This window comes from Flavobacterium hibernum (genome assembly GCF_000832125.1).
Taxonomy (GTDB): domain Bacteria; phylum Bacteroidota; class Bacteroidia; order Flavobacteriales; family Flavobacteriaceae; genus Flavobacterium; species Flavobacterium hibernum.
In genome coordinates this window covers 308,528-335,131 of sequence record NZ_JPRK01000008.1, presented here as the reverse complement: position 1 = coordinate 335,131, position 26,604 = coordinate 308,528, and the positions used below count along the sequence as shown (strand labels likewise).

24 protein-coding genes and 2 tRNA genes are annotated in these 26,604 nt (G+C 32.7%); 16 read left to right on the top strand and 10 right to left on the bottom strand.

Annotated elements, in window-relative coordinates:
* Window positions 1–129: 129 nt before the first annotated feature.
* Window positions 130–1,647 (bottom strand): 2,3-bisphosphoglycerate-independent phosphoglycerate mutase, encoded by a 1,518-nt coding sequence (gene gpmI / locus IW18_RS10615; RefSeq protein WP_041517547.1) that lies wholly within the window; start codon window positions 1,645–1,647, stop codon window positions 130–132.
* 140 nt (window positions 1,648–1,787) lie between these two features.
* Window positions 1,788–4,217, bottom strand: coding sequence for a DUF5916 domain-containing protein (locus IW18_RS10610; RefSeq protein ID WP_041517546.1), 2,430 nt, complete (start codon window positions 4,215–4,217; stop codon window positions 1,788–1,790).
* A 298-nt stretch (window positions 4,218–4,515) separates the two neighbouring features.
* On the opposite strand from IW18_RS10610, the gene IW18_RS10605 reads away from it, so the two are divergent.
* Window positions 4,516–5,238, top strand: coding sequence for a murein L,D-transpeptidase catalytic domain family protein (locus tag IW18_RS10605; protein WP_041517545.1), 723 nt, complete (start codon window positions 4,516–4,518; stop codon window positions 5,236–5,238).
* Here the strand turns inward: IW18_RS10605 and IW18_RS10600 are convergent.
* Entirely contained in the window at window positions 5,227–6,810 is a 1,584-nt protein-coding gene (locus IW18_RS10600; RefSeq protein ID WP_041517544.1) for a L,D-transpeptidase family protein, read from the bottom strand. The two genes, IW18_RS10605 and IW18_RS10600, sit on opposite strands and share 12 nt — an antisense overlap.
* A gap of 572 nt (window positions 6,811–7,382) precedes the next feature.
* Here IW18_RS10600 and IW18_RS10595 point away from each other — a divergent pair.
* Both IW18_RS10595 and IW18_RS10590 read left to right on the top strand, forming a co-directional pair.
* A tRNA-Gly gene (locus tag IW18_RS10595) sits at window positions 7,383–7,455 on the top strand.
* 107 nt (window positions 7,456–7,562) lie between these two features.
* A tRNA-Gly gene (locus IW18_RS10590) sits at window positions 7,563–7,635 on the top strand.
* Between the two features lie 135 nt (window positions 7,636–7,770).
* On the opposite strand, the gene pepE is transcribed toward IW18_RS10590, so the two are convergent.
* Entirely contained in the window at window positions 7,771–8,478 is a 708-nt protein-coding gene (gene pepE, locus IW18_RS10585) for a dipeptidase PepE (RefSeq protein ID WP_089081927.1), read from the bottom strand.
* Between the two features lie 164 nt (window positions 8,479–8,642).
* On the opposite strand from pepE, the gene IW18_RS10580 reads away from it, so the two are divergent.
* The 7 genes from IW18_RS10580 to IW18_RS10550 all read left to right on the top strand — a co-directional run bounded on the left by IW18_RS10580 (window position 8,643) and on the right by IW18_RS10550 (window position 14,695).
* On the top strand, window positions 8,643–9,401 hold the full coding sequence (locus IW18_RS10580) for a hypothetical protein (RefSeq protein ID WP_089081924.1): 759 nt from the start codon (window positions 8,643–8,645) through the stop codon (window positions 9,399–9,401).
* A 19-nt stretch (window positions 9,402–9,420) separates the two neighbouring features.
* Complete coding sequence (locus IW18_RS10575; RefSeq protein ID WP_052480137.1) at window positions 9,421–10,116, top strand: carboxypeptidase-like regulatory domain-containing protein; 696 nt, start codon at window positions 9,421–9,423, stop codon at window positions 10,114–10,116.
* On the top strand, window positions 10,106–10,870 hold the full coding sequence (locus IW18_RS10570; protein ID WP_041517543.1) for a hypothetical protein: 765 nt from the start codon (window positions 10,106–10,108) through the stop codon (window positions 10,868–10,870). The genes IW18_RS10575 and IW18_RS10570 overlap by 11 nt, the downstream gene beginning before the upstream one ends.
* Complete coding sequence (locus IW18_RS10565) at window positions 10,867–11,373, top strand: DUF6702 family protein (RefSeq protein ID WP_041517542.1); 507 nt, start codon at window positions 10,867–10,869, stop codon at window positions 11,371–11,373. Before IW18_RS10570 ends, IW18_RS10565 begins: the two co-directional genes overlap by 4 nt.
* Window positions 11,374–11,439: 66 nt before the next feature.
* On the top strand, window positions 11,440–13,677 hold the full coding sequence (locus tag IW18_RS10560) for a M1 family metallopeptidase (RefSeq protein WP_041517541.1): 2,238 nt from the start codon (window positions 11,440–11,442) through the stop codon (window positions 13,675–13,677).
* A 105-nt stretch (window positions 13,678–13,782) separates the two neighbouring features.
* Window positions 13,783–14,130 carry a Sec-independent protein translocase subunit TatA/TatB gene (locus IW18_RS10555; RefSeq protein ID WP_041517540.1) on the top strand — a complete coding sequence of 116 codons (348 nt, stop codon included), beginning with the start codon at window positions 13,783–13,785 and terminating at the stop codon, window positions 14,128–14,130.
* Window position 14,131: 1 nt separating this feature from the next.
* Window positions 14,132–14,695 carry a phosphatase PAP2 family protein gene (locus IW18_RS10550; RefSeq protein WP_041517539.1) on the top strand — a complete coding sequence of 188 codons (564 nt, stop codon included), beginning with the start codon at window positions 14,132–14,134 and terminating at the stop codon, window positions 14,693–14,695.
* A gap of 242 nt (window positions 14,696–14,937) precedes the next feature.
* Here the strand turns inward: IW18_RS10550 and IW18_RS10545 are convergent, their stop codons facing one another.
* The 4 genes from IW18_RS10545 to IW18_RS10530 form a co-directional block, all read right to left on the bottom strand.
* On the bottom strand, window positions 14,938–15,657 hold the full coding sequence (locus tag IW18_RS10545) for a phytanoyl-CoA dioxygenase family protein (protein WP_041517538.1): 720 nt from the start codon (window positions 15,655–15,657) through the stop codon (window positions 14,938–14,940).
* Window positions 15,658–15,821: 164 nt separating this feature from the next.
* Complete coding sequence (locus IW18_RS10540) at window positions 15,822–16,463, bottom strand: O-methyltransferase (RefSeq protein ID WP_041517537.1); 642 nt, start codon at window positions 16,461–16,463, stop codon at window positions 15,822–15,824.
* Between the two features lie 115 nt (window positions 16,464–16,578).
* Window positions 16,579–16,911, bottom strand: coding sequence for a hypothetical protein (locus IW18_RS10535; RefSeq protein WP_041517536.1), 333 nt, complete (start codon window positions 16,909–16,911; stop codon window positions 16,579–16,581).
* A gap of 213 nt (window positions 16,912–17,124) precedes the next feature.
* Window positions 17,125–17,718 carry a YceI family protein gene (locus IW18_RS10530; protein WP_041517535.1) on the bottom strand — a complete coding sequence of 198 codons (594 nt, stop codon included), beginning with the start codon at window positions 17,716–17,718 and terminating at the stop codon, window positions 17,125–17,127.
* A gap of 204 nt (window positions 17,719–17,922) precedes the next feature.
* On the opposite strand from IW18_RS10530, the gene rlmN reads away from it, so the two are divergent.
* Window positions 17,923–18,972 carry a 23S rRNA (adenine(2503)-C(2))-methyltransferase RlmN gene (gene rlmN, locus IW18_RS10525; protein ID WP_041517534.1) on the top strand — a complete coding sequence of 350 codons (1,050 nt, stop codon included), beginning with the start codon at window positions 17,923–17,925 and terminating at the stop codon, window positions 18,970–18,972.
* 96 nt (window positions 18,973–19,068) lie between these two features.
* Here the strand turns inward: rlmN and IW18_RS10520 are convergent, their stop codons facing one another.
* The gene (locus IW18_RS10520; RefSeq protein ID WP_041517533.1) at window positions 19,069–19,929 is read right to left on the bottom strand and encodes a hypothetical protein; all 861 of its coding nucleotides are present in this window, start codon (window positions 19,927–19,929) and stop codon (window positions 19,069–19,071) included.
* A 162-nt stretch (window positions 19,930–20,091) separates the two neighbouring features.
* On the opposite strand from IW18_RS10520, the gene IW18_RS10515 reads away from it, so the two are divergent.
* From IW18_RS10515 to dnaG, 5 genes are all read left to right on the top strand, one after another.
* Complete coding sequence (locus IW18_RS10515; protein ID WP_041517532.1) at window positions 20,092–21,069, top strand: polyprenyl synthetase family protein; 978 nt, start codon at window positions 20,092–20,094, stop codon at window positions 21,067–21,069.
* Window positions 21,070–21,280: 211 nt separating this feature from the next.
* A complete protein-coding gene (locus IW18_RS10510; protein WP_041517531.1) occupies window positions 21,281–21,841 on the top strand; it encodes an RNA polymerase sigma factor in 561 nt (186 codons plus the stop codon).
* Window positions 21,828–22,547, top strand: a complete 720-nt coding sequence (locus IW18_RS10505; RefSeq protein ID WP_041517530.1) for a hypothetical protein — start codon at window positions 21,828–21,830, stop codon at window positions 22,545–22,547. The genes IW18_RS10510 and IW18_RS10505 overlap by 14 nt, the downstream gene beginning before the upstream one ends.
* Before the next feature lie 180 nt (window positions 22,548–22,727).
* Entirely contained in the window at window positions 22,728–23,765 is a 1,038-nt protein-coding gene (locus IW18_RS10500) for a coiled-coil domain-containing protein (RefSeq protein ID WP_041517529.1), read from the top strand.
* Window positions 23,766–23,892: 127 nt separating this feature from the next.
* Window positions 23,893–25,956 (top strand): DNA primase, encoded by a 2,064-nt coding sequence (dnaG, locus tag IW18_RS10495; protein ID WP_041517743.1) that lies wholly within the window; start codon window positions 23,893–23,895, stop codon window positions 25,954–25,956.
* 1 nt (window position 25,957) lies between these two features.
* Here the strand turns inward: dnaG and IW18_RS10490 are convergent, their stop codons facing one another.
* Complete coding sequence (locus tag IW18_RS10490; protein ID WP_026730588.1) at window positions 25,958–26,587, bottom strand: response regulator transcription factor; 630 nt, start codon at window positions 26,585–26,587, stop codon at window positions 25,958–25,960.
* Window positions 26,588–26,604 lie beyond the last annotated feature (17 nt).

Sequence of the window (26,604 nt, the reverse complement as noted above, 5' to 3'; positions counted from 1 at the left end):
GTTTGAGCTTCAGTTATGATTTTTTACTTGGGATTATAAAACAGCAAACCCGACAGATTTTTGAAATCTGTCGGGTTTATTTTGTAGTTTTCACCGTCTACTGAGACTGTCTACTGAGACTGAAAACTTCTACAATAGCGAATGACAAGTCATTGCATTTGGTTGTGGCACGCCCATTAGTTCTAAAATAGTAGGAGCAATATCTCCTAAAACACCATTTTGAATGTTTTTTAGTTCTTTGTCAACTAAAATAATCGGCACTGGGTTTGTTGTGTGTGCTGTATTTGGGCTTCCGTCAGGATTAATCATCGTTTCGCAGTTTCCGTGATCTGCAATTACAATTGTAGTATAATCGTTTGCAAGAGCAGCTTCGATAACTTCTTTTACGCAAGCATCAACAGCTTCACATGCTTTAATTGCAGCACTCATGATTCCGGTATGTCCAACCATATCTCCATTGGCAAAATTCAAGCAAACAAAATCTACTTCGCCTTTGTTTAATTCAGGAATCAAAGCATCTTTTAATTCAAAAGCACTCATTTCTGGTTGTAAATCGTAAGTAGCTACTTTTGGAGAATTTCTTAAAATACGAGATTCACCGTCAAAAGGAGTTTCTCTACCACCAGAAAAGAAAAATGTTACGTGAGGATATTTTTCAGTTTCGGCAATACGAATTTGTTTTTTGCCTGCTTTTTCTAAAACCTCACCAAGAGTTTCGGTAATATTATCTTTATTGTAAACTACTTTTACATTTTTGTACGTTTCGTCGTAGTTTGTAAGTGTTACATAGTACAAGTTTAACTTGTGCATGTTTTGCTCGTGAAAGTCTTGTTGCGAAAGTGCTTCAGTAAGTTCACGACCTCTATCAGTTCTAAAGTTAAAGAAGATTACAACATCACCTTCAACAATTGTTGCTAATGGTTTTTCTTGCTCGTCGACCATAACAATTGGAGCAATAAACTCATCAGTAACATCTTTTGAGTAACTGTCAAGAATACTTGCAACTGCATTTTTTGATGGAGTTCCGGTACCGTTTACAATCAAATCGTAAGCTAGTTTTACACGCTCCCAACGTTTGTCACGATCCATTGCGTAATAACGACCAATGATTGAAGCAATTTTTACAGGAGTATTTTTAATATGCTCTTCTAAATCCTGAATGTATTTTGCTCCGGATTTTGGGTCAACATCGCGACCATCTGTAAAAGCATGAACGTAAACTTGGTCTAAACCATATTCTTGCGATGCATCAATTAATCCGCGTAAATGCGAAGTATGAGAGTGAACACCTCCATCTGAAACTAATCCTAAAAAGTGTACTTTTTTATTGTTTTCTTTAGCATAAGTAAAAGCATCAACTAGTACTTGTTCTTTGGCTAGTGTTTTGTGTGCTACGGCTAAGTTTATTTTGGCTAAATCTTGATATACAATTCTTCCTGCGCCAAGGTTCATGTGACCAACCTCGCTATTTCCCATTTGACCTTCAGGTAAACCAACGTTTAATCCGTCAGTGCGAAGTTGAGCGCTTGGGTAATTTTTGTAAAGACTGTTTATAAAAGGAACATTTGCATTGTCTATCGCTGATACTTTTGGATCAGGAGATTTTCCCCAACCGTCCAAGATCATTAGTATTACTTTTTTATTCATCATTTTTAGTTTTTTACAAAGATAAACCATTTCTAAAATGTGAACGAAAGCAATGTTATAATTTATGGTTAATAAAAAGAAGCGTATTAAAAAATAATAATTTAGTTGAAGAACACTAAAATTTTTAAAATTAATTCACGCTATGCTCTGTTTCTGATTTTATTTTTGACAGCATTATAGTCAATAAAATATTTCACACTTATTGAAAAAATGTGTTTTAATGCATCATTGTTTAGTAAGCCAGTGATATTATTTTTGAAATCCTTGTCAATAATGCGTTCAAAATTAGAAGCATTATTTCGATACAAAACAGATAGCTGACTGCCGGGTGCAAACCACCAGGAATATGACAAGTCAGTATTCCAAGAGTAAAAACTTGAGTTTTTGTTTTTAGTATACAAGTCATATGGTGTTAGGGTACCATTTTGCTGTAATTCTAGCATTTGTTTATTTTCGGCGTAAGACCAATATTGACGAACTGCCAAATTGATTGTCATGGCACTATTTATTGCATATTTTCCGGCTAAGGTGTTCGAGTAGGTAATAACATTTCTATTGGCAAACACAATCTGTTTTGGAGTATTAGCATCGTTATCATCGTCGAATTTATCAATATAGCCTTTATTGTTGTTTTTTCTGGAAAAACTAAAAGAATAGTTCAATAAAAGTTTGTCGTTAAAACGGTATCTCGGGCCAATGTCAAATGCATATGCCAGTCTTCCTTCTTCGTCAGTAAATGTTATAGAAGGGTTTAAATCTATTGCAAACTTTTTATTGTAATTGGTAGATAAACTTGCCCACGATTCTAATTTTCGGGGTATATTCACGTATCGATTTTCAGCTCTTGGCTCGTAGTAATCATAAGTTATTGAAGGATGAAAAATGAATCCCATTCCAAAATAATTATTTTTCACAGTAGTCAGATTTACGTTTACCTCTATATCTAATGCTTGTACTTTGCCGGATTCTTTGTTGAATTCGGCGTAAGTATCATAATTGATTCTAAAACGGTTAAAAAGTTTTGTTGGGTTTAGAATTCTATAATTGGCATTACCATAAAAGTTGTAATAATTGGTAAAAAAGTTAATTCCTAAGTCATTTGGGTCAAAATCTTTAGAAACAAAATCAGAGCCAACGCTGTAACGATAATTTCCGCTGGTTTCGGCAAAACTTAAAGTTGTATAAACGCCATTCTTGTTTTCTTCGGCATTAATCATACTGTATTTTACATTCCCGGATAAGTTATAAGTATTTGCTTTTGTGTTTAAATCCCAGGCTAAACCCGTTACATTGGCATCTCTAAAATGACCATTTCGAATTACACTGGTATTAATCAATGTTACCGAAGAGTTTTTTCGAAAACGTTGATCCAGAACCAATACATTATAGTTGGTTAAAGGTTCGACAACTACACGTCTTGTTTGGTCAGCGATTGTGTCTTTAATCGTTGCAAAAGTTTTTTCGGTAACAGCATTTAAAATCCCAATTCCCAAACCGTTTTTAGTTCTTCCGGAAACTTTCAAGGCATTAATAAGATTAACGTTTTGAACTTCTTCAATTATTTCCTCATTATCATTTAAGTCCGGTTCTACAGATGGTCTTCCGCCAATTCTTCTTGAATAAAACATATTTCCTTTGTTGAACAAGTCAGTTCCTTCAGTAAAAAAAGCTCTGTTTTCATTAAATTGTTGCTCAAACGGACCTAAATTCAAAATTTGATCGTCGTATTTAGTCTGTCCAAAATCTGGAATTAAAATTGCATCGAGCGTAAAAGCATCATTAATTCCATATTTAATATCCATACCGCCTTTTAAAGTAGCAAAGGTTTTTTGACCATCTGCCGCATTCAAATAATAAGAAGCATATGGCATAAAAAATAATCGGGTAGGAGGTTTAATGTTCTCGATTCCTATTAAATCTCCATTTTGTTGCGTGAATGTACCAATTTTGGTATCGATTAAATTCCAGGTATATTTTCGACGTTCTCGTTTTATTTCTCTAAAAAAATTGATTCCCCAAGTTTGTTTGTTCGCTCCTGGAAAGCGCAATGCAGCATATGGAATTTTAATTTCTACAGTCCAGCCCTTGTCTGTTAAAACAGCTTTACTGCTCCAGACAGCATCCCATGAATAATCTTCTCCATTAGCATCGGTCATAATACAATCGCCTTGAACATCCGATGCTGTAACAAAAAATTCGAAGTTTTGCTGGCCATCATTAAAACCATTTATGAAAACTCCAAAAAGATCAGCCGTTCCAAAATTGTCACGCTGTGAAATTTCCTTTAAAATTTTAGTGGGTTCGTCATCATACATCATTGCCCCAACATAAATAGCGTCGTTGTTGTATAGAACTTTAATTTCTGTTCGTTTGTTCTCTGGAATTGGTTTTCCATTATCAGGCTCAAACATGATAAAGTTTGAGGCAATTGGTGCATTTTCCCAAGCTGCTTCGTCTAGTTTTCCATCAATAGAAATACTTTGTGAGGTTAATTGTGCCGACAAAACTTTTTTTTGACCGTAACTCCAGAAAGTGATAAAAAGAAAACTAAGAAGAACTATTTTTTTCATGCGATTTTAAAAATGCGATTTCAGATGACAATATTAGGCTAATAGACATTAATTTTTTCGAATTGTTACACTTTAATTAAGTTTTTCTTAAGAAAACCATTAAAAATATTTAAATTTTTAGTAGATATAAATATCCTACAAAAATATTTGTTTTTGTTCGAAATTGCTAATTTTTTACTGTGATTCTGTTAAATTTTAAACAAAAAGTGCCTGATTTACAGAGTTGTAGTTTGACGGGGATGATTTTTTTATATTTTTGCCTCACCCAAGTTATAAATTTCCAACCTAAACGAATTCAATGATTTACAAAATTTATCCACTGCTTGTATTTTTTATGTTGTCTTTTGCTAAAGATTCGAAAAGTACACCCGAAATTAAAAAAGCGACAGTAAAAACTTTTGCTAAAGCTGAGAAATTAACTGTTGACTTGAAAATTGAAAGTATTTATAATACCCTGCATTCAAATAATTTTTCGTTACCAGAACTTAAAACTTTCACCGAAGCTTTAAAAGGTTTCTACTTATTGAAAGAAAAAGGAGTTATTCAAAAAGATATTCTTACCCTAATTGATTTTAGTTTGTCATCAAATACAAAACGTTTGTGGGTTATTGATTTGACAACTAATACAATTTTGTATAATTCTTTAGTAGCTCACGGAAGAAATACCGGAGACGAATTTGCGTCTACTTTTTCAAATTCAAATTCATCATTTAAAAGTAGTTTAGGATTTTATTCTACTGGCGAAATTTACCGCGGTAAACACGGAGCTTCATTACGTTTAGATGGATTAGAAAGAGGTGTTAATGACAATGCTCGCGAAAGAGCAGTTGTAATGCATGGTGCAGATTACGTTTCAGAGTCCTTTATTCGAAGCAATAAAAGGTTAGGAAGAAGTTTAGGATGTCCTGCGATTCCGCTTGAGTTAACTGATGAAATAATCGAAACTATAAAAAATAAATCGTGTTTGTATATCTACCATCCGTCAAGAAGTTTTGCGATGGAAGAAAAGCTAATTTCTTAATTTAGCATACAAATCTGAATCTAAGTTATAAATATCAGCTCTAAAAATGAGCTGGTTTTTTTCGCTCCAAGCGGTCCAATACCATTGATATAAAGAATATTTTTTGGTGATTTTTGCACTAGTTGTTTTCTTGGAAGCTATAATAGTATCTATTTTTTCTTTTGAGTATCGTTCAGAATTATCTAATATATGTTCTGCTAATTCCAGTGGATTTTCAACACGAACGCAGCCAGAGCTTAATGAGCGATTATTTCTTCCAAAATAATTACGGTGATTGGTATCGTGTAAATAAACACTATGGTTGTTTGGGAATAAAATTTTCATTAATCCTAAAGAATTATTAAATCCTGGACTTTGAATATAGCGGTAATTGCCAGGTTTATTTTCGTTCCAAGCACTTGGATCAACAACTTTTCCTGCGGAGTCGTAAATTGTAATGTTTTTATTGGCTAAATAATTACGATTTCGTTTCATTGCCGGAACAACATCTTCTTTTAAGATAGTTGGCGGAACTGTCCAAGTTGGGTTAAAAACAACAGTTTTTAGTGTAGATGTAATTATAGGAGTTTTTCTTTTGCTTGTTCCTACTACAATATTTCTGGTTAACACTGTGTCTTGATTTTCGACAACATTTAAGCTGTAGTCAGGAATGTTTATAATGAAATAGTTTTCGGCTAAATCTGTAGTAAACCATCTCCAACGTTCTATGTTGGCAATAATTTGTTGTTTTCTTTTTTCTTTAGAATAATTTAATGCGCTAATAGTTCCGGGGCCAATAACGCCATCAGAAGCTAGTCCGTGTCTTGCTTGAAATTCCTTAACAGATTCAAAAGTCTTTTGGTCGTAAATTTTAGTCAAGCTATCTCTTCCATTCATATCTTTCCAGAACAAAAGTCTTTTTTTTATATTTATTAAAGCAGAGTTTGTATCACGCAAAGTGATTTTGCTCAAAGCGTCGATGTTTTTAACATCATCGTCCGGAAAGGAATTGATGATTTCTAATGCTTTTAATAATTGCTTATAAGTATGCGATTTTGACTGAATGTTATCTACAATGCTATCTAGTTTGTTTTTGTTGAAAGCTTTTATCAAGACATTATTAACATCAAATGTTTTTTCTTCCAAATCCCAATCTCTATATAATTTCTTTGGGTCAAGCTTTCCTTTGTATAAATGATTTAGGTATTTTTCGAAATTATAGGTTAGTAAAATGTCATATGTTGCCAATTCAGTATCGCTCAGTTTAGTTACTTTGCTTTCGAATTTTTTTAGCCTGGAAGCTTTGTAATCTTCGGGATTTAGTCCTAGTTTCTCTGAGTTTTCCAGTTGTGATAAAACATAGGTTCTTTTTTTAAGATCTCCCCAAACAGTTTTGTTTTCGGATGAATTGTAAAATTGTTTAAGAGTCTCGCTTTTAAAAGTGCCAATAAAGGCAGTGTCGATATCTACTTTTCGTTCATCAGTAAGTATAATGGCTGGTGCGGTTTTTTTTACCACAGGAACAATTTTGGGAGCGTCCTTTTTGCATCCAACAAAAATACATATTACTAAAAAAAAGTAAAGTTTATTCATTCTATAATTTTTAAAACATTAAATAATGTTCACCAATATTTTATTTTCAAATGATTTTCTTTGGGGTTGGTCGTTCATTTTTTGTAAAAACCCACTATAGTGGTTTTGGTGGTAAACGAAATCAAATTAACATTATTTAGATTGCAGTAGGTATTGCAATTTTTTAATTAAAGCCTTTTCAGATTCTTTTCTTAGATGAGTCCTTAAAAAATGTCATCATGAATCTATGCTTGATTTTGCTCGGCAAATATAGGATTGATTTTATCGAATAATGAAATTATTCCTGTTAAATTTTTGTAATGAAATTAATTGAATACTATATTGGGTTTAGAACGTCTTTACCAAAGATACGACTTTCTTCAGTTTTTTTCTTTTCTTAGAAGAGCTCGTTGAGCGACAAAGTTGCTTTTGGCAGCATTTCCTTGATATTACTGGTAATTTTTGAAAAAAAAATGATTTTATAACTTTTTAATTTTAAATAAGTTATAGATTATTATCATTTTTTATTGATTTTTTTTCAAGAAAAGCTTGTTTTGAACTTAACTTATTTTCTATATTTGCACCACAGTAATGCGAAAGTAGCTCAGTTGGTAGAGCTCCAGCCTTCCAAGCTGGTTGTCGCGAGTTCGAGCCTCGTCTTTCGCTCTAAGAAACCGAAATTTAATCGTTTCGGTTTCTTTACCAAAATTAAATAATTATTGAAATTTATTTTTTTTAAACGAATTAATTATTTACATTTGCACCCTGTTAATGCGAAAGTAGCTCAGTTGGTAGAGCTCCAGCCTTCCAAGCTGGTTGTCGCGAGTTCGAGCCTCGTCTTTCGCTCTTCAAAATCCTCAAACAACTTGTTTGGGGATTTTTTTTTGGTGTTTATCATTGAGATATTTTTTTACCATTAAGATATTAAGAAAAATTAAGTTCAATCCTTGATAAACTTAATGTCTTAATGGTGAAAAAACTTTATTTTAAACTGCTCAAATCGCTTTCGGATTCTAATTCTTTTGGAGTTTGGTTTTGTAAAAACAGGCGAGCGGTCAGACTTCCTTTTAGAGTAATTTTATCGCCTTTTACTTCTAGCCAGCTTCCTTCTCTTAGTCCTAAAACCGGAATAGCATTAAAAGCGTGAAATTCTTTGATTCTTGTTTCGCGTGTTTCTCCCATATGCTTTGATTGCATATCGGGATCTAGATAATGCGGATTTAGGTTAAAAGGAATAAGACCTAAAGTTTGAAAACTTGGCGGATAGATAATAGGCATATCATTTGTAGTTTGCATCGATAAACCGCAAATATTACTTCCGGCACTTGTTCCTAAATATGGAGTTCCATTTTTTACAGTTTCGGCAAGAAGCTGCATGATGTTGTTTTTGTATAATTGAGTAACCAATAAAAAAGTGTTTCCACCGCCGGTAAAGATTCCTTCGGCGTTTTTTATTGCGTTTTCTGGATTGTCAAATTCGTGAATTCCTTTTACAGAAATGTTTATCGAGGCAAAAGCTTGTGCGACTTTAGAGGTGTATTCGTCATGCGAAATGCCGCTTGGGCGTGCGTATGGTATAAATAAAATGCTTTTGCAGTTTTTAAAATGAGACTGTAAAGTAGGTAATAAATATTCTAAATAACTGCCTTCGTGAAGCGTAGAAGTGCTGGCGATAATAATGCTTTTCATAAAAAATAAACTCAAATTGTTTAGGTTAAAGATATTAAAAAGTCTCATTTTGTTGGTGACAAGCAAAGTTTAATTAACATATTTTTACCAAGTTCTTAATACTAAATTTGGAATACATTAAGATATTTTTACTGCTTTAAGAAAATCTCTAAAATTTTGTCATTTTGATAAACAAGGTTATATATGTTTTGATTGTTGTTTTGGGGCAAACAAGTTGGTCTCAGGCTCAGGATAGGTCTGTTTTAAGCGGACGAATAACCTCTAATACTTTTGATTTAGAAGGTGTTTATGTTATTAATGCGCAAACAGAAGCAATGACAACAACAAATAATTTGGGAGCTTTTTCAATTGCTGCTCAAGTGGGAGATGAGCTTGTTTTTTCGTCGATACAATTTAAAGAAAGTAGAATTTTGTTGACTGCTGAGAATTTTTCGGACATCAATTTTTCGGTTAAACTAAATATGGTAATGCATCAATTGCAAGAGGTTGTTGTAAAAGGTTATAATAGTGGTATAAATGCGGTTTCTTTAGGCATTATTCCGAAAGGGCAAAAATCATATACAGAAGCTGAGAGAAAATTACACACCGCATCAGATTTAGACGGGCATGTAGGTCTGGGAGGTTCTGTTGCACTTGATCCTATTTTGAATATGTTTTCAGGACGAACAGCAATGTTAAAGAAAGAACTTGTGGTTGAGAAAAAAGAAGCGTTTATGAAACTTTTAGAACGAATGTTTAGTATAGATCATTTTGTAAATAGATTGCAAATTCCTCTCGAATATGTAAAAGGGTTTGAGTATTATGTCGTGGATAATGATAAATTTACAGCGATTTTAAATTCTAAAAATAAAACTTCGACAGAATTTTTATTGGGAGAATTGGCTGTTAAGTACAAAGAAATAATTGCAAGTGAAAATAAATAGTTCCACATATATAATACTAATGATGTTGTTTGTTCAAATTGGTTTTGGACAAAAAACAGTTTCAAAAGAAATTTTAGGCCAAATTTTGGAAAAATCAACTTCTGTTGAAGCTGTAAATATTATTAATAATACAACTCAGGTAACGGCTGTATCAGATGCAAATGGTATGTTTTCTATTGTTGTAAAAGAAGGCGATGTTTTGGTTTTTTCGGCAGTGAACCTGGAAGGATTCAAGCGTCGAATTACTGCCGAGGATATGAATTCGAGTTTACTTCAAATAAAAATGACAGCAAAAGAGGTCGAGTTAAAAGAAGTAATTGTAAATGAAAATGCCAATATTACAGCCGAAAATTTAGGGATAATTCCATACGGACAAAAAAAATATACACCTGCAGAACGAAAAGTGTATACGGCAACTTCAACGTCTGTAGATAAGTTACTTAACAAAATTTCGGGGCGTACTGCAATGCTTAAAAAAGAAGTTAATGTAGAGAAAAAAGAAGCACTTTTTAGAAAAATGGAATATCTTTTTGAGGAAAATTACTACACAGATAGATTGAGGATTCCTGAAACAGATATTAAAGGATTTCAATTATATTGTGTCGATGATGCTGAATTTGCTGTATCTTTGAATACGAAAAACAAAACTATGAGTATGTTTTTAATAACTGATTTAGCAAGAAAATATTTAATAATTCTCGAAAATGAAAAATAAACTAGGAATTCTTTTTGCGTGTTTAATTTGTCAAATTGTAATTGGACAAAATTATTCAAGAAAACCATTACATGGACAAGTTGTGAACGATTCTATTACTTTAGAAAGTGGTTATGTAATGAACTTGAATGCTAACATCAGAACATTTATTAGTCCAAGCGGATTATTTGATATTATGGCAAAGCCTAAAGATACGCTGTTGATTACAAGTGCAGCTTTTCAATCAAAAAAAATTGTTTTGACCGAAAAAAATTGTGCAGACAGACTCTTTTTAGTGCAAATGGATTTAGTGAATAATCAATTGAAAGAGGTAGTTGTTCAAAAGAATTTAAAGGTAAAAGCATTTGATAAAACTAATAGTCAGGCTATCGTAGATACTCAATATTTTGATGACGAAAAATCGTCTCCAAAAAATAGATTCGTTTATAACGGAACTATTGAAAACGGAGTTGATTTTGTTAGAATCTTTAAGGATGCAAAAAAAGCATTGAAGAAGAAAAAAGGAGAAGATGTTGTACCAGAGAAAGAAATTAGCGATGTTGCCTTTACTATTTATGCAAAAGCTAATTTTACACCAGATTTTTATACAGATACTTTAAAACTAAAAGCTGATGAGGTAGATATGTTCTTGCTGTATTGTTCTGTTGATCCTGAATCTAAATTGCATGTAAAGCAAGAAGAGAAATTTGAATTAATGGATTTTCTTATTACTAAAAGTAAAGAATTTAAAAAAGCGAATGTTACTGAGAAATGAAAAATAAAATAATTTATCCTTTACTTGGGATATTGTTTTTATCGCTTACAGCTTTTACATTCCATAAATTTTATATGGGAGTTTTTCAGGTCAATTACGCCGCTGAAAAAAAAATGATTCAAATTACGTCGCGTATTTTTATCGACGATTTGAACAACGGAATGGAGAAAAAATATCATAAAAAAACATTCGTTGGAACTAGTAAAGAAACTCAGGAAGATGTTGAACTTTTAAAAAAATATCTTTCTGAGAATTTTACCATTAAAATAAATGGTCAGTCAAAACCTATTACCTTTTTATCTAAAGAAGTCGAAGCTGACGATGTTTTAGTTTGCTATTCCAGAATAAAAGATATCGACAAATTTAAAACAATCGAAATCTCAAATACGATTTTAGTCGATTGGAATGCTGAACAGCAAAACATTACACATATTACTGCATTTGGTGTTAAAAAGAGTGTTCTCTTTACAGAATCATCAAGGAAAGAATTGTTAAAGTATTAATTAATAAGTCAAATTAATATTTTAATTGTTATTTTCACAGCCTGACAAAATTACCATTAGATTTTTATGAAAAAGCTTTCATTATTATTAATTTTTCCTGCAATGTTAATTGCGCAGGAAAAAGCCAGCGCACCTAAACAGCAAGGTAAATACGATACCAATAAGTTTAGCCAGATGTATGATTTACTGGCAACGCCAAATATGTTTCGTACAGCCTCTGGAGCGCCGGGACCAGCTTATTACCAGCAACAAGCAGATTATAAAATTGATATTGAGTTAGATGATAAAAACTCAAAATTAAATGGTTCTGAAGTTATTACCTATTCAAACAATTCGCCAGATAGTTTAGAGTATTTGTGGATTCAGTTAGATCAAAATCAAGCAAAGGCAAATACACAGTCAACTTTGGCAGAAAGCGATAAAATTAATCAGGTTTTGCCACTTGATGGTTTTTCGAGCAAATATTTAAAGAAAGATTTAGAGCGTGGTTTTAATATTGAGCAGGTAAAAGATGCAAAAGGAAATCCAATGTCGTATACGATCAACGAAACAATGATGCGTATTAACTTGGCTACTCCTCTAAAACCGGGCGAAAAAATTTCTTTAGCTATAAAATGGTGGTACAACATCAATAATTATAGAAAAGAAGGCGGACGTTCTGGTTACGAATTATTCGAAAAAGACGGAAATAAATTATATGTAATTGCGCAATTCTATCCTAGAATGGCAGTTTATAATGATGTAGAAGGCTGGCAAAATATGCAGTTTTGGGGAAGCGGAGAATTTGCTCTTCCATTTGGGAATTTTGATGTGAACATTACAGTTCCTGCAGATCACGTAATTGATGCAACAGGAGAATTAACCAACAGAAGCGAAGTTTTTACTGCAGAACAAGTAAAACGTTACGAGCAAGCTCAAAAATCGTTTGACAAGCCAGTTGTAATTGTAACTCAGGCAGAAGCAGAAGCAGCGCAAAAAGGTTTTTCTGAAAAGAAGAAAACATGGAGATTTAGCGCTAAAAACGTGCGTGACTTTGGTATCGCTTCATCAAGAAAATTCATTTATGATGCAATGGCTGTAAAAATTGGAAACAGAACTGTAATGGCAGAATCTGTTTATCCGCCAGAAGCAAACCCACTTTGGGGAGAAACTTCGACAATGACAGTTGCTCACACATTAAAAAGTTATTCATCGCATACATTCGATTATCCTTATCCAAAAGCAGTTTCAGTTTCGGCAGAAGATCAAGGAATGGAATATCCAATGATTTGTTGGAATTACGGTCGTCCTGACGAAAATGGAGTGACAAGCAGAGAGGTTAAAAACGGAATGATTGGTGTTATTATTCATGAAGTAGGACATACTTTCTTCCCAATGATTGTAAACTCAGATGAGCGTCAATGGACTTGGATGGATGAAGGTTTAAATTCATTTTTAGAATATTTAGCAGAGCAGGAATTAGATTCAAATTTTCCATCTCGACGCGGACCGGCAAAAAATATTGTTCCTTACATGAGTGGAGATCAAAAGTTTTTAGAGCCAATTATGTCAAACTCTGAAACAATTCACCAATTTGGAAATAACGCTTACGGAAAACCGGCTACAGGTCTTAATATTTTGAGAGAAGTAGTAATGGGAAGAGAATTGTTTGATTATGCTTTTAGAACATACGCAAACAGATGGAAATTTAAACACCCAACTCCAGAGGATTTCTTTAGAACTATGGAAGATGCATCTGCAGTAGATTTAGACTGGTTTTTTAGAGGATGGTTTTACTCAACTGATTTTGTAGATATCGGAATTAAAGATGTAAAACAATATTATGTTTCAGAAACTCCAACGGCAGATATTAAAGACGTAAAAGTTAGAAAAGGACGTTTTGGATTTGATAAAGGACCATTCGTTTATTTAGTTGCCGGAGATAATGCTGAGGTTAATGCTTCTAGCAAAAAAGCACTAAAAGTCGAAGATGTAAAATTATTAGCGGACTACGTAGATAAAACTTTTACGGCTGATGAAAAAGCAGGATTAAAATCACCTAAATATTTTTATGAAGTTGAGTTTAATAAGCCAGGCGGTATGATCATGCCAATTTTGGTTGAGATTACATACGAAGATGGTACAAAAGACAATTATCAATATCCGGCTCAGATTTGGAGAAAAAATAATGATACCGCAAAGAAAGTTTATGCGACTTCAAAAGCGATTAAAAGCATACAAATTGATCCAAAATTAATGACTGCAGATATTGATGTAACCAATAATTCTTGGCCAAAAGTAGAAGCGAAATCAAAATTTGATTAATAATAAAACTAAAAGAACTCTGAGAAGAGTCTTTTTTTTTTAAGTAAATTTTAAAACGGACAGCTACAAAATTTAATATCTTTGTGGCACACAAAAATAAAAGATATGTTTGGTATAGGAGGAGGAGAATTAGTTTTTATACTGTTTATAGTATTAATGCTTTTTGGTTCAGACAAAGTGCCGGAAATTGCACGTACAATGGGTAAAGCTATGGCGCAACTAAAAAATGCAACCAATGATATTAAAAGTGAAATTCAGAAAGGAGCAGAGGCTAATGGTCTTGATTCAAGATCTCTTACTGATATTACAGGTAATATTAATGCCCAAATTAATGATGCAAAGTCTAATTTGTTAGGAGATACCACAAATATGTTGGGCGACACTGCGACAGAAATTGACAAAGTAAAAGAAGACATCGATTCGATCTCAGGACCTGTAAAACGCCAAATGTAATATGCTTGAAAGAATAAAAGAATTAGATACTGAATTATTAATATATCTTAATGGTTTAGGATCTGAAACATATGATAAATTATGGTTAGTTATTACTAATCAATTCTATTGGACACCATTTTTTTTATTACTATTTTATTTAATTTATAAAAAGTTAGGCGGTAAACAAACCTTGTATTTACTGCTTTTTATAGCTGTTTTAATAACTTTTACAGATCAGGTTACTAATTTGTTTAAGTATACATTTCAGCGACCACGTCCGTGTAATAATCCAGAAATCAATACTATCATTCGTGTAGTGCAGACTAGAACATCATATAGTTTTTTCTCTGGTCATGCTGCTAATACAATGGCGGTTGCAACGTTTTTATTCTTCGTTTTAAGACGCTATTTTAAATATTTAGGATTCCTGTTCTTATGGCCTTTAATTTTTGCTTACAGCCGTATTTATTTAGGATTGCATTATCCAGGAGATATTTTGACAGGTTATTTCTTTGGAGCACTTTTTGGTTCGCTACTTTATTTAGTTTACAAAAAACTAAAACCGCAATATTTTCCGGGATAGATTTTTGGGAAGGTTTTAAATTATTAAGATAATAAGGTTCTAAGTTTTTTTAAAGAAAAACTTAGAACTTTTTTTTTTGAATTGCCTCCCGCTTTAGCTGGAGGTAAAGAGTTTTAAAAAAAAAGGGCTTTAGCCAAATTATTTTATATGATTAATTCGGCTAAAGCCTTTTAAATTGCTTAAATATATTTCTCCAGCTAAAGCTGGAGTCTATTCAATTTTTTAATTTTATAAAACCCTGCTCACAGAAGAGTTGTTTTTTCGCTCCATTCTAATCCAGAAGGGAGTTGTTGTTTGCTGAATTCAATATGAATAACTCTTCGTCTTTCATTATTTGTGGTTTTGTTTGAAGCATGAAATAATAAAGGTTTCATAATCATAATACCACCTTTTTTTACTTCACAAATCGTTTCCGTTTCGCTTTCAAAATTTAGGTTTTCAATTCGTACGATTCCTTTTGAATGAGAATTGTTGATGACTTTTAGAGCACCGTTGTCCTTTGTAGTCGTGTCAATATGAATTCTGATCGTAAAATTGTCTTCTAAAATTTCTTTTGGCGGCTGAACGGCAAATTGATTTTGTTTTATAGTCCAGTTCTCAAAGTTTTCAACCTCCATTTTTTTATCAACCGAAATGGTTAAATCCTGATGATAAGCTACGAACCAATTTGATTTTTCTGGTTTATCAAAATAGATTGATTTCGTTATAAAATATCCTTTTCCAAAAGTTGATTCTATAATATTATTCAAATTCTCATTAAAAATAAAGGATAAGGTTTCTGGGATTTCCTTATGAAATTGTCGGATTGCAAATAAATCCTGAGATTTTCTAAAAGTAGTATTTTCGGAATTATTTTCGGTTACATTTTCAATTAATGAAATCAGTTTTTCAATCTCATTTTCAGAATATACATTATCAATAATGGTAAAACCTTCATTGTTTATTTCCGCGCTGTGGTTCATCATTAAAATCGTTGTTGAATTGCCTCCTGCTTTATCTGGAGGTAAAGAATTTTAAATATAAATGGCTTTAGCCAAATTATTATGCGTGTTTAATTCGGCTAAAGCCATTCCTAATATATAATTTTATTCCTCAGCTAAAGCAGGAGTCTATTCAATAGTTGCTTTTATAGAACCCTGCTCACCGTTAAACCATCGCGAATTGGTAATAGAACCGTTTCAACTCTTGGGTCATTTTTTAAAAGTAAATTATATTCTAAAAGAACCTTTGTGCTCACATCATTTGGATGAACTGGTTCCAGAATTTTTCCGCTCCACAAAACATTATCAGAAAGAATAATTCCGCCCTTGTTCATTTTCGGAACAATCATTTCCCAATAATTAAGATAGTTTTCTTTATCAGCATCAATAAAAACTAAATCAAATTTTACATCCAAATTTGGAATAATATCTATAGCTTCGCCTAAATGCTGAAAAATTTGTGCTCCCCAAGGTGATGCATCAAAATATTTTCGCTGAAAATCAACTAATTCTTCTTTTATATCAATCGTGTGCAATTGGCCGTTTTCCTGCATTCCCTCGCACAAGCATAAAGCCGCATAACCGGTATAAGTACCAATTTCCAGGATATTTACTGGACGAATTAGTTTAGACAACATACTTAAAACGCGACCTTGAAAATGCCCGCTCAACATACGAGGCAAAAGTATTTTTTGATACGTTTCTTTGTTTAGTTTGGCCAATAATTCTGGTTCGTTTTCAGAGTGTTGTTCAATATAATCTTCGAGGTCTTGTGAAATAAAATGCATCGTGTAGTTTCTTCTAAATTTGAGAGCAAAAATACAAAAAATATCGGCTTAGTTTTTTACATAAAAAAAACCATCCGCCGCCGCGGATGGTTTTAGTTTTGAATTTCAACAAAAGTTATTTTTTCAAAGCAGCATCAACTTCTTTAGCAGTTTTTACTGTTCCGTCTTTAACAGCTTTTGCTGCATTTTCTACTTTTTTTGCACCTTTTTCAGTTGCATCTTTTACGTCTTCAGCAGCTTTTTTGGTAGCGTCTTTTACATCTTTTGCAGCATCTTCTGTTTTAGTAACGGCGCTGTCTTTTACTTCTTTAATGTCTGTAGTTAATGAATCTACTTTGTTTCCAAGAGTCAATTCCTCATCTGCAGGTTTTGGTTCTTTCTTCTCGCAAGATTGTACAGTAAATGCTAATAAAGCAACAACAGCTAAGCTTAAAATTTGTTTTTTCATAGTGAATTAATTTTTTTTAGGTTGATAAAAATTTAAAGGTTATAAAGCTGAAAAATAAAGATACACATTTTAAAATAACTGAGCTCTTGTAAGATTATTTTTCTTTTGAGAGCAAAACAATACTCGTGCCAAATTTTTCTTTTTAATCGTGAGAACTTAAATTTTTATAAAATTCATTAAAAAAAAAACAAACTAAGATTATAGTTTGAGTTACTATTTGACCACTAAAGTATTTTCGTTTTTAGAAAAATCGGTTAAAGTAATGTTGAAAAGTACGGTTAACTCTTTGCCAGCCTTAACAACTCCAAGAGCAGCTGACGGAGTTGTCATTTCAAAATCGGCAAAAGTCATTCGATTAGAACCTTGCAAAATAAAAGTATCACTATCATTTGAAGTTACTCTTACCTGAGTTTTATAATCTTTGCTAACACCAGCAATAGTATAAGTTCCAATTAGAACCCAAGTTGATTCATTTACCTTATCGGCAGATTTTAAAACATATCTGATATTTTTATAGTTCTTGGTGTCCAAAGCTTCATAAGCAACATTATCCATGCTGGTTTTGCTACTTTTTATGCTTTCGGCTAATAATGTAATAGTTAAGTTTTTTATATCAATAAGTCTTGAATCTGTAACAACTAAGTTTGCTCCACCATTTCCTTCGGTAGATCTCATCGTCCAATCGTGTATGTTAGAAGTTCCTGCAACTTCAAAAGTCGATTTAGACAGGCTATATCTTTTTTGAGCGTTTACTTGTAATGATAAAGTTATTACTACTGCTAATAAAATTGATTTGATCGTTTTCATCTGTATGTGGTATTTAGTTAAATCTTGGATCTGTTTATGGTTTTGGTTATAAATCCAGATCTTTTTCTTGAGTCAAATTTATTACGAACGAATAGGAAAAGAACTGATAAAAATCATGGTTGAAATTTTATTAAAGACTTATAATAAACAAGTGAAATTTTCTAAAAAACAATAAAAAATGACAAAAGTGATTAACTTTGCACCATGCAAATTGAGAAAAAAGACATAAGAGCCTTATCAAAAGAGGAATTGCGCAATTTTTTTGTCGCAAATAACGACAAAGCTTTTCGCGGAAATCAAGTCTATGAATGGTTATGGAGCAAAGGAGCACACAGTTTTGACGATATGACGAATGTTGCCAAAACAACTCGTTCTATGCTGGAGAATAATTTTGTAATCAATCATATAAAGGTTGATACGATGCAACGCAGTAGCGACGGAACTGTTAAAAATGCCGTTCGTTTACATGATGGTTTAGTAGTAGAATCTGTTTTAATTCCTACCGATACAAGAACAACAGCTTGCGTTTCTAGTCAGGTAGGTTGTAGTTTAGATTGTAATTTTTGCGCCACTTCGCGTTTAAAAAGAATGCGAAATTTGGAACCGGGAGAAATCTACGATCAGATTTTAGCAATAGATAAAGAAAGTCGTTTGTATCATAATCATCCGCTTTCAAATATTGTTTTTATGGGAATGGGTGAGCCATTAATGAATTATAACAATGTCATTAAAGCGATCGATATGGTAACATCTCCAGAAGGTTTAGGAATGTCGCCAAAACGTATTATGGTTTCGACTTCAGGAATTCCAAAAATGATTAAAAAAATGGCCGATGACGATGTAAAATTCAAATTGGCAGTTTCATTACACTCCGCAATTGATGAAATTCGTGCGAGAATCATGCCTTTTAGTAAAAATTTCCCTTTAGCAGATTTACGTGAGTCATTAGAATATTGGTACAGAAAAACAAAAAATAAAATTTCGTACGAATATGTGGTTTGGAAAGGAATTAACGACGACAAAGCTTCTATTGATGCCTTAGTAAAGTTTTGTAAATATGTTCCATGCAAAGTAAATTTAATCGAATATAATCCAATCGATGACGGAGAGTTTCAACAAGCTTCAGAAGAATCCATTTTGGCCTATATAAAAGCCTTAGAGAATATTGGAGTAGTGGTGAAAGTACGCCGAAGCCGCGGAAAAGATATTGATGCCGCTTGCGGACAATTGGCCAATAAAGAGGCAGAAATGTAGAAAATATTCCGCTAGGGATGATTATAATAAAATTTTAAAAGCATTAAAAACGAGAGCAGTTCTTGTTTTTAATGCTTTTTTTGGGCAAAAAGGATTCTATTTTTTCAAATCAATTTCTTGAGTTACCCCATCTTTTGTTATTTTAACAAGTGTGTCGCAATTTCCGTCTCCGTAGTCAATAACTGCAACGGCGCTGTTTTTGGTGATAGAAACTACACCTTTTACAGCAAAAGGTTTTTTACAACTTGCCTCAAATTCCAGAGGAGTTGTAATCTCAGCCGAAAACGTATCGCCATTAGGAAAAGTGGTAGTTCCGCTTCCAGTAACCAAAAAAGCATTATCATCCCAATTGAACCAAGTGTCATAACCAGCTACCATTTCTTTAACCAAAGAACCTTTTCGGGTATAAACGCCACCGTCGTCAAAAGTAATCGTCATATCAATAGTTGCAGTCGAAACTGGGTGAGCAGTTGCAAATAAGTCAGTAGTTTTTATCGTTCGAACAATGCTTTTACTTCCTTGTAATTTTTTGCCATTGTGATAAAATCCATCAAAAGTATAACTAATCGTTTGGGTAGAAGAAGAGAAGTCATTAGAAAAGGAGATAACCATTTTTCCCTTTACAACATTTCCATTATCAAGCGTACATCCTTCAGTACCAAAATTGACTGTTTTTGTCCAAGTATTATTCGTTAAAACTGTTGTAATAGTAGTGCAACTTGGTAAAAAGTTTTTTATAGGACCGCCAGGTTTTGCGGTAATATTGAGTTGTGCGTTAAATTGATCTTCGGCAATATTAGTAACATCTTCGATTGAGGCGTCAATTTTAGAAGCTGTAATAATTTCGGCGTTTGAAATTGCCGAAGTAGTTCCGTCATTTGTTTTTTCATCAGAATTACAACTAATAAAAAAAGAGAAAGCGATTAAAGTTCCAATAAATAATTCTTTTGTTTTCATAATAATTTGTTTTCATGGTTTTTACTTTAAAAAAAGGAATTCAAATTAGGCTTTAGAAAAAAAATGATCTTGGTAGAATTTTTCAATTAGTACTAAAATATTGTTATACTAATATAAAATACACAACGTTTTTTTATTTAAAATAGTATATTTGGAATCGAAATGAATATTACTTCCCAAATAAAGCAACCCATCTTTAACGAGATGGAACTTTTTGAAAAAAAGTTCCATGAATCGATGACTTCAAAGGTGGCTTTACTGAACCGAATCACGTATTACATTGTAAATAGAAAAGGAAAACAAATGCGTCCGATGTTTGTTTTTCTAACTGCAAAAATGGTTTCGGGAGGAATTGTAAACGAAAGAACATATCGTGGTGCATCAGTAATCGAATTGATTCACACGGCAACTCTGGTTCATGACGACGTTGTGGATGATAGTAATCGCCGCCGTGGATTTTTCTCTATCAATGCACTTTGGAAAAATAAAATTGCTGTTTTAGTTGGAGATTATTTACTCTCAAAAGGATTACTCCTTTCTATAGACAATGGCGATTTTGATTTACTTCGAATCATTTCGGTTGCAGTTCGTGAAATGAGTGAAGGTGAATTGCTTCAAATCGAAAAAGCCCGAAGACTTGATATTACGGAAGATGTATATTACGAAATCATCCGAAAGAAAACCGCAACACTTATTGCGGCTTGTTGTGCGCTTGGTGCAAAATCTGTAATTGAAGATGATGCTCAGGTCGAAAACATGAGAAAGTTTGGTGAGCTTATTGGAATGGCATTTCAAATTAAAGATGACTTATTTGATTATAGCGAAGAAGCCATTGGTAAACCAACAGGAATTGATATTAAAGAGCAAAAAATGACTTTGCCTTTAATTCATGTTTTAAATACTTGTACTTCACAAGAAAAGAAGTGGTTAATAAACTCCATCAAAAACCACAATAAAGACAAAAAACGCGTAAAAGAAGTTATTGCTTTTGTAAAAAACAATAATGGTTTGACTTACGCCGAAAACAAAATGGTCGAATTTCAGCAAGAAGCACTTTCGCTTTTAGGAAACTACGCTGATTCTGAATTTAAAGCTGCCCTTATTTTAATGGTAAACTACGTAATTGAAAGAAAAAAATAATTCTTTTTAATTAGATAATTATAAAATTTTTCAATTAGATAATTGGTTTACTTCTTTGTAAATCAATTGTTTTGTTGTGTCTTTTTGGAATTTGGTCCCGAAGTTTCGGGATTTTTTTGATTTTTTTTTCACTTCGATGCAACCATTTTTCAACTTCACTCGTCTATGCTAATAGAAGACTGTTACTAAAACCAAAACCGAACGCTTATTAATGAAAATTATTCAATTACATCAAGAAGAAACCGAAATCATAAAGTTGGCTGTCGAAAATAATCGACAAGCACAACAACAGATTTATAGTCGGTTTTCATCAAAAATGCTAAGCGTTTGCCGACAATATATAAAAGATATTCAATTGGCAGAAGATGTAATGATAACCGCTTTTATGAAAGTATTTACCAATCTAAAAAACTTTGAACACAAAGGAAGCTTTGAAGGTTGGGTTCGTAGGATAATGGTAAACGAGTGTATCTCGTACATAAGGGTTCAGAAGAAAGTTAAGTTTACCGAAGATGAAATATATGTCGAAGAAAGTTTTAATGCAATAGATAGTAAATTTTCGACAGATCAGATTCAGTTTTTAATAGATGCTTTGCCAGACGGTTATAAAATGATTTTCAATTTATATGCCATTGAAGGTTATAAACATAATGAAATTGCCAAGATGTTAGGAATAAATGAAGGAACATCAAAATCGCAATTGTCGCACGCAAGAAAGATGTTGCAAACACAAATTACTATTTTAAAAAAACAAGATAATGGAACCGAATAATTTTGAAAAGGATTTCCGTGAAAAGCTAAACGAACGTAAAATTGAACCAAGCGATAAAGCCTGGGACAGATTAGACGCGATGTTGAGTTTGGCCGAAAATAAAAAACCGGAGAAAAAGAAGCAAAACAGATGGTTATATATCGCGGCCAGTGTTGTTGGGTTTTTATTAGTTGGAACTTTCTTTTTTAATCAAAAGAAAGAGATAAATGAACCTTCTAAAATTGATGTTGTAATCAAAGAAGATGCAAAAAAGGATACAATTGAAAAACCAACTTTAAGCGCAATAGATTCGGCAAAAACAGCGGTAGCAATTTCAGAAAAAGAGATTGTCGAAAAATCAGAAAAAGAAAAACAATCAGATAATGTTCGAAAACAAAATAAACCAATTAAAAATGAGCAAAAACAAATAGCGGAGTCTTCAGTCATCACCAAAAACAATCAAGAAAAACAATCAATCAATAAACCAACTTCGGTAGCCGAAAATTCTAAAAAAGAAAACGTTGATCAATTACTGGAAGCGGCAGAGAAAAGCATTGTAGCCGAAAATTCGACCAAGCAAAAAAAGGTAAAAATCAATGCCGATGATTTGCTTAATCAAGTCGATGGCGAGTTAGAACAGTCGTTTAGGGAAAAAGTAATAACCAAAGTCAATAAAAACTATCAAACGGTAAAAGTGGCTTTGGCAAACAGAAATCAGCAGGAGTAAGGGATTAAGGTCATAGAAGAAAGAAATAAGAATATAGATTTTTAGTTCCGGAGGAACGATCCATATTGTAGTGTCGGGTTTTAACCCGATGGAGATGGAATTTACAACTCATAATTTATAATTCACAATTAAATAATCATCATCAATCAATAATCAACAATCAATTTTAAAAAATCAATCATGAAAAATTTTACCATTTATTTCGTCGCGCTAGTTTTTTTATTTGTGAGCAAGGTGTTTGCGCAGGAAACATTTGAGGCAAAAGCCAAGCAAATTGCCAATAAAATAGAAAAGGTAACAAAGGAAGAAAAAGCAGCCCTGAAGGAAGAAGTTGAAGCAGTAAACATTCAATTATCTGAAGGGAAAATTACAAAAGAACAAGCGGACAAACGTAAAAAAGAATTGGCAGAAGCCAGAGCTACAATTATCGAAGAAAAAGTAACATTGGCACAAAATGAACTTAACGATTTAGTGCAACAAAAAGTAGATGGAAAAATCAAAGAAGATTCGCTAACTAAAAAATACAGTATCGTATTTCGTGTAAGAGACAAAGACCGCGATAAAGATTCGCTTCGCGGTGAAAAAAGAACCACATCGCAATTTGTGTTTGCAATGGGATTAAACAATATGATGGTCGATGGTAAATTGCAAGATTCTAATTATAGTTTTATTGGTTCGCATTTTTACGAATGGGGTTTTACCTATAATACCAGATTAATGAAAACTGATAATCTATTGCATGCTAAATACGGACTTTCGTTAATGTATAATAACATTCGCCCAACAGATAATAGAACCTTTGTGGTAAATGGTAATCAAACCCAGTTACAAACCAATGCGATTAATTTAGATGAATCTCGTTTTAGAAACGTTTATATCGTAGCGCCTGTACATTTAGAATTTGATTTTTCGAAACCAAAAGTTAGTAACGGAAAAACCTATTTTAAAACACATCAAAGTTTTCGTTTTGGAATTGGAGGTTATGCAGGAATAAATGTAAAATCGAAACAAATTATTAAATACGATCAGGACGATTTAGATTATAAAACAACTATAAAAGGTGATTATAATGTAAATAATTTTATTTACGGATTGAGCTCTTATATCGGATATAAAGAGTTGAGCTTGTATTTTAAATACGATTTGAATCCATTGTTTAAAGATAACTTGGTGAAAGAGAATAACATTTCGCTAGGATTAAGGCTTGATTTAAATTAAGAATGTAGTTGAGTTAATTAGTAGAGAAAGCACTTCGAAAGAGGTGCTTTTTTTATTTGAAATCATCAAAATTCAAGATGGATTTATGTACTTTTACAGACTTCAAATTTTTAAAATATTTTACGTTTTGATTTCACAAGCCACGATTGATACTGTTTTTGAAACCGCTCGAGTAGAGGAGGTTATTGGCGATTTTGTTAGTTTAAAACGTGCCGGAAGTAACTTTAAAGGATTAAGTCCATTCTCAGACGAGCGCTCTCCATCGTTCATGGTGTCGCCTGCAAAGGGAATTTGGAAAGATTTTAGTACAGGAAAAGGTGGAAACTCTGTTAAGTTTTTAATGGAGCACTCACAATTTACCTATCCGGAAGCCATTCGATATTTGGCAAGAAAATATAATATCGAAATTGAAGAAACAGAACAAACAGATGCTGAAAAAGCAATGACTGATGTTCGAGAAAGTATGTACTTGGTTTCGGAATTTGCAAAAGATTATTTTAATAAAACACTTTTAAATTCAGAAGAAGGAAAAGCAATTGGACTTTCTTATTTTAAGGAAAGAGGTTTTACCAACGAAACCATAAAAAAGTTTAGCTTAGGATATTCGCCGGAAACCTGGGATGCCTTGACTAAAGAAGCTTTGGGTAAAGGTTATAAACTAGAATTTTTAGAAAGTACCGGTTTAACAATTGCCAGAGAAGATCGCCCTTTTGATCGTTTTAAAGGTCGTGTCATGTTTCCTATTGAAAGTATGTCCGGACGTGTTTTAGGTTTTGGAGGACGTATTTTAACAAATGACAAAAAAGCGGCAAAATACTTAAATTCGCCAGAAAGTGATATATACCATAAAAGTAAAGTTCTTTATGGAATTTTTCAGGCAAAGCAAGCGATAGCCAAGCAAAATAATTGTTATTTGGTAGAAGGTTATACCGATGTAATTCAGTTTCATCAAGCCGGAATTGAGAATGTTGTAGCTTCTTCAGGAACCGCATTAACGCCAGATCAAATTCGTTTAATAAATCGTCTTACCAGAAACATTACCGTACTTTTTGATGGTGATGCTGCGGGTTTGCGTGCTTCTGTTCGAGGAATCGATTTAATTCTTGAAGAAGGAATGAACGTACGAGTTTGTGCTTTTCCGGATGGAGAAGATCCAGACAGTTTTGCTCGAAAAACGTCGCACGATGATCTAGTTGCTTATTTAGAAGAAAATAGCAAAGATTTTATACAGTTTAAAGCGTCGCTCTTAATGAAAGATGCCAAAAACGATCCTATAAAAAAGGCCGATTTAATTAGAGATATGGTTGTAAGTATTTCGAAAATTCCAGATCGTATTCAGCGTGAAATTTATACGCAGGAATGTGCCCGAATAATGGATATTTCTGAGCAGGTTTTGGTAAGTACATTGGCTCAGTTAATTCAAAAAGATATTGCCGAGGTTGCAAAAAAACAAAAGCAAGAGCAAAAACCTTTTGAAGTTTTTAGAAATCAACCTCCTGCAAATGCGGGATATTCTGGAGGAGATCCAGAAGATCCTAGATTTGGACCGCCAGAAGATTATCCGGGAGAACCTGGTTATCCGCCAAGCGAGCCTTCAGAAAAAGTTGATATACTATATCGTTTAGAGCGAAAAGTAATTGAGATTTTATTGCTTTATGGAGATAAGACCGAAGAATTTGAAGACGTGCTTTTAAAAAATAACGACGAAGGTGAAGTTGTAATGGTTTCTGAAATGAAAAATTACAAAGTTTATCAACGTATTTATTTGAGTTTGCAGGAAGATGAGGTAGAACTTTCTAATAATTTGTTCCGCGATATTTTTACAGACTTAATTGGATTTTATAATCAACATGAAAAATTCAGCCTAGAGCAATATTTAATGCGTTTACAGCCTGATTTTGCTCAGGAGGTTACTGATATTTTGATGGAAGATGAAAAATTGACACTTCACGATTGGGAAGGACAAAACATTTTTTCTAAAATGAAACACGAAACGATTGCACAATACGTTACAGAAACTATTATGTCAATGCGTTGGTTTTTGGTGGGTAAAATCATCGAAGAATTAAAAAGCTCTATAAAACCTGATAATTCAGATAATACAGAGCTTTTGTCTATGGTTGTTGATTACTCAAAATTAGTTAATGCGTTTGCAAAAAAGCTAGGAAGAGTAATGTCCAGATACCATTAAATTAAATAATTTCTAAAGTCTTAGCTTTGTTTACTAAGTCTACTAAATTGGTAACATTTAATTTAGTCAATAATCTTAATTTGTAAGTACTGATCGTTTTTTCGTTCAGATTTAAGATTTTAGAGATTTCATTATTTTTCTTACCATCACTTAAATAACGTAAAACTTCAATCTCGCGATTAGAAAGCTTTCTATACAGACGTTCGCTTTTGCTTTGTTTAGCAATAAGAGCCATGTTTTTACGTACAGTTTCGTTGATGATAATTTTTCCTTCGTGTACTTTAATAATAGAAAGACCTAAAGTTTCAAGTTTTTCTGTTTTGTGTACATACCCAGAAACTCCTGCTTTAATCGCATTTGGAGCGTACATTTGTTCAGCGAGGTCACTAAAAATTACAATTTTTGTTTTTGGGAAATTCTTTAGGATAGATTTCACTTCGAAGATGCTTGAAAGACCTTCTAACTCTAAATCTAGAATTAGGATGTCAATCTCCTTCGTCTGAAGAATATCTCTAACCATTGAAAAATTGCCCACGTTGGCAACAATTGAAATTTGATCGTGGTCTTTAAAATAAGACTTAACGCCAAAGTGAGTCACAGGATGATTGTCTGCAAGACATACTTTAATCATAATTTTTACCTTTTTTA

What these genes read in the sequence shown, in the direction of transcription:
- IW18_RS10550 (WP_041517539.1), top strand. Translation starts at nt 14,132, where the DNA reads ATGCTTGAAAGAATAAAAGAATTAGATACTGAATTATTAATATATCTT.
- IW18_RS10545 (WP_041517538.1), bottom strand. Translation starts at nt 15,657, where the DNA reads ATGAACCACAGCGCGGAAATAAACAATGAAGGTTTTACCATTATTGAT.
- IW18_RS10570 (WP_041517543.1), top strand. Translation starts at nt 10,106, where the DNA reads ATGAAAAATAAACTAGGAATTCTTTTTGCGTGTTTAATTTGTCAAATT.
- IW18_RS10530 (WP_041517535.1), bottom strand. Translation starts at nt 17,718, where the DNA reads ATGAAAACGATCAAATCAATTTTATTAGCAGTAGTAATAACTTTATCA.
- IW18_RS10500 (WP_041517529.1), top strand. Translation starts at nt 22,728, where the DNA reads ATGAAAAATTTTACCATTTATTTCGTCGCGCTAGTTTTTTTATTTGTG.
- IW18_RS10505 (WP_041517530.1), top strand. Translation starts at nt 21,828, where the DNA reads ATGGAACCGAATAATTTTGAAAAGGATTTCCGTGAAAAGCTAAACGAA.
- IW18_RS10520 (WP_041517533.1), bottom strand. Translation starts at nt 19,929, where the DNA reads ATGAAAACAAAAGAATTATTTATTGGAACTTTAATCGCTTTCTCTTTT.
- pepE (WP_089081927.1), bottom strand. Translation starts at nt 8,478, where the DNA reads ATGAAAAGCATTATTATCGCCAGCACTTCTACGCTTCACGAAGGCAGT.
- IW18_RS10610 (WP_041517546.1), bottom strand. Translation starts at nt 4,217, where the DNA reads ATGAAAAAAATAGTTCTTCTTAGTTTTCTTTTTATCACTTTCTGGAGT.
- IW18_RS10535 (WP_041517536.1), bottom strand. Translation starts at nt 16,911, where the DNA reads ATGAAAAAACAAATTTTAAGCTTAGCTGTTGTTGCTTTATTAGCATTT.
- IW18_RS10560 (WP_041517541.1), top strand. Translation starts at nt 11,440, where the DNA reads ATGAAAAAGCTTTCATTATTATTAATTTTTCCTGCAATGTTAATTGCG.
- IW18_RS10540 (WP_041517537.1), bottom strand. Translation starts at nt 16,463, where the DNA reads ATGCATTTTATTTCACAAGACCTCGAAGATTATATTGAACAACACTCT.
- IW18_RS10565 (WP_041517542.1), top strand. Translation starts at nt 10,867, where the DNA reads ATGAAAAATAAAATAATTTATCCTTTACTTGGGATATTGTTTTTATCG.
- IW18_RS10600 (WP_041517544.1), bottom strand. Translation starts at nt 6,810, where the DNA reads ATGAATAAACTTTACTTTTTTTTAGTAATATGTATTTTTGTTGGATGC.
- IW18_RS10510 (WP_041517531.1), top strand. Translation starts at nt 21,281, where the DNA reads ATGAAAATTATTCAATTACATCAAGAAGAAACCGAAATCATAAAGTTG.
- rlmN (WP_041517534.1), top strand. Translation starts at nt 17,923, where the DNA reads ATGCAAATTGAGAAAAAAGACATAAGAGCCTTATCAAAAGAGGAATTG.
- IW18_RS10605 (WP_041517545.1), top strand. Translation starts at nt 4,516, where the DNA reads ATGATTTACAAAATTTATCCACTGCTTGTATTTTTTATGTTGTCTTTT.
- IW18_RS10555 (WP_041517540.1), top strand. Translation starts at nt 13,783, where the DNA reads ATGTTTGGTATAGGAGGAGGAGAATTAGTTTTTATACTGTTTATAGTA.
- IW18_RS10575 (WP_052480137.1), top strand. Translation starts at nt 9,421, where the DNA reads ATGATGTTGTTTGTTCAAATTGGTTTTGGACAAAAAACAGTTTCAAAA.
- gpmI (WP_041517547.1), bottom strand. Translation starts at nt 1,647, where the DNA reads ATGAATAAAAAAGTAATACTAATGATCTTGGACGGTTGGGGAAAATCT.
- IW18_RS10515 (WP_041517532.1), top strand. Translation starts at nt 20,092, where the DNA reads ATGAATATTACTTCCCAAATAAAGCAACCCATCTTTAACGAGATGGAA.
- IW18_RS10490 (WP_026730588.1), bottom strand. Translation starts at nt 26,587, where the DNA reads ATGATTAAAGTATGTCTTGCAGACAATCATCCTGTGACTCACTTTGGC.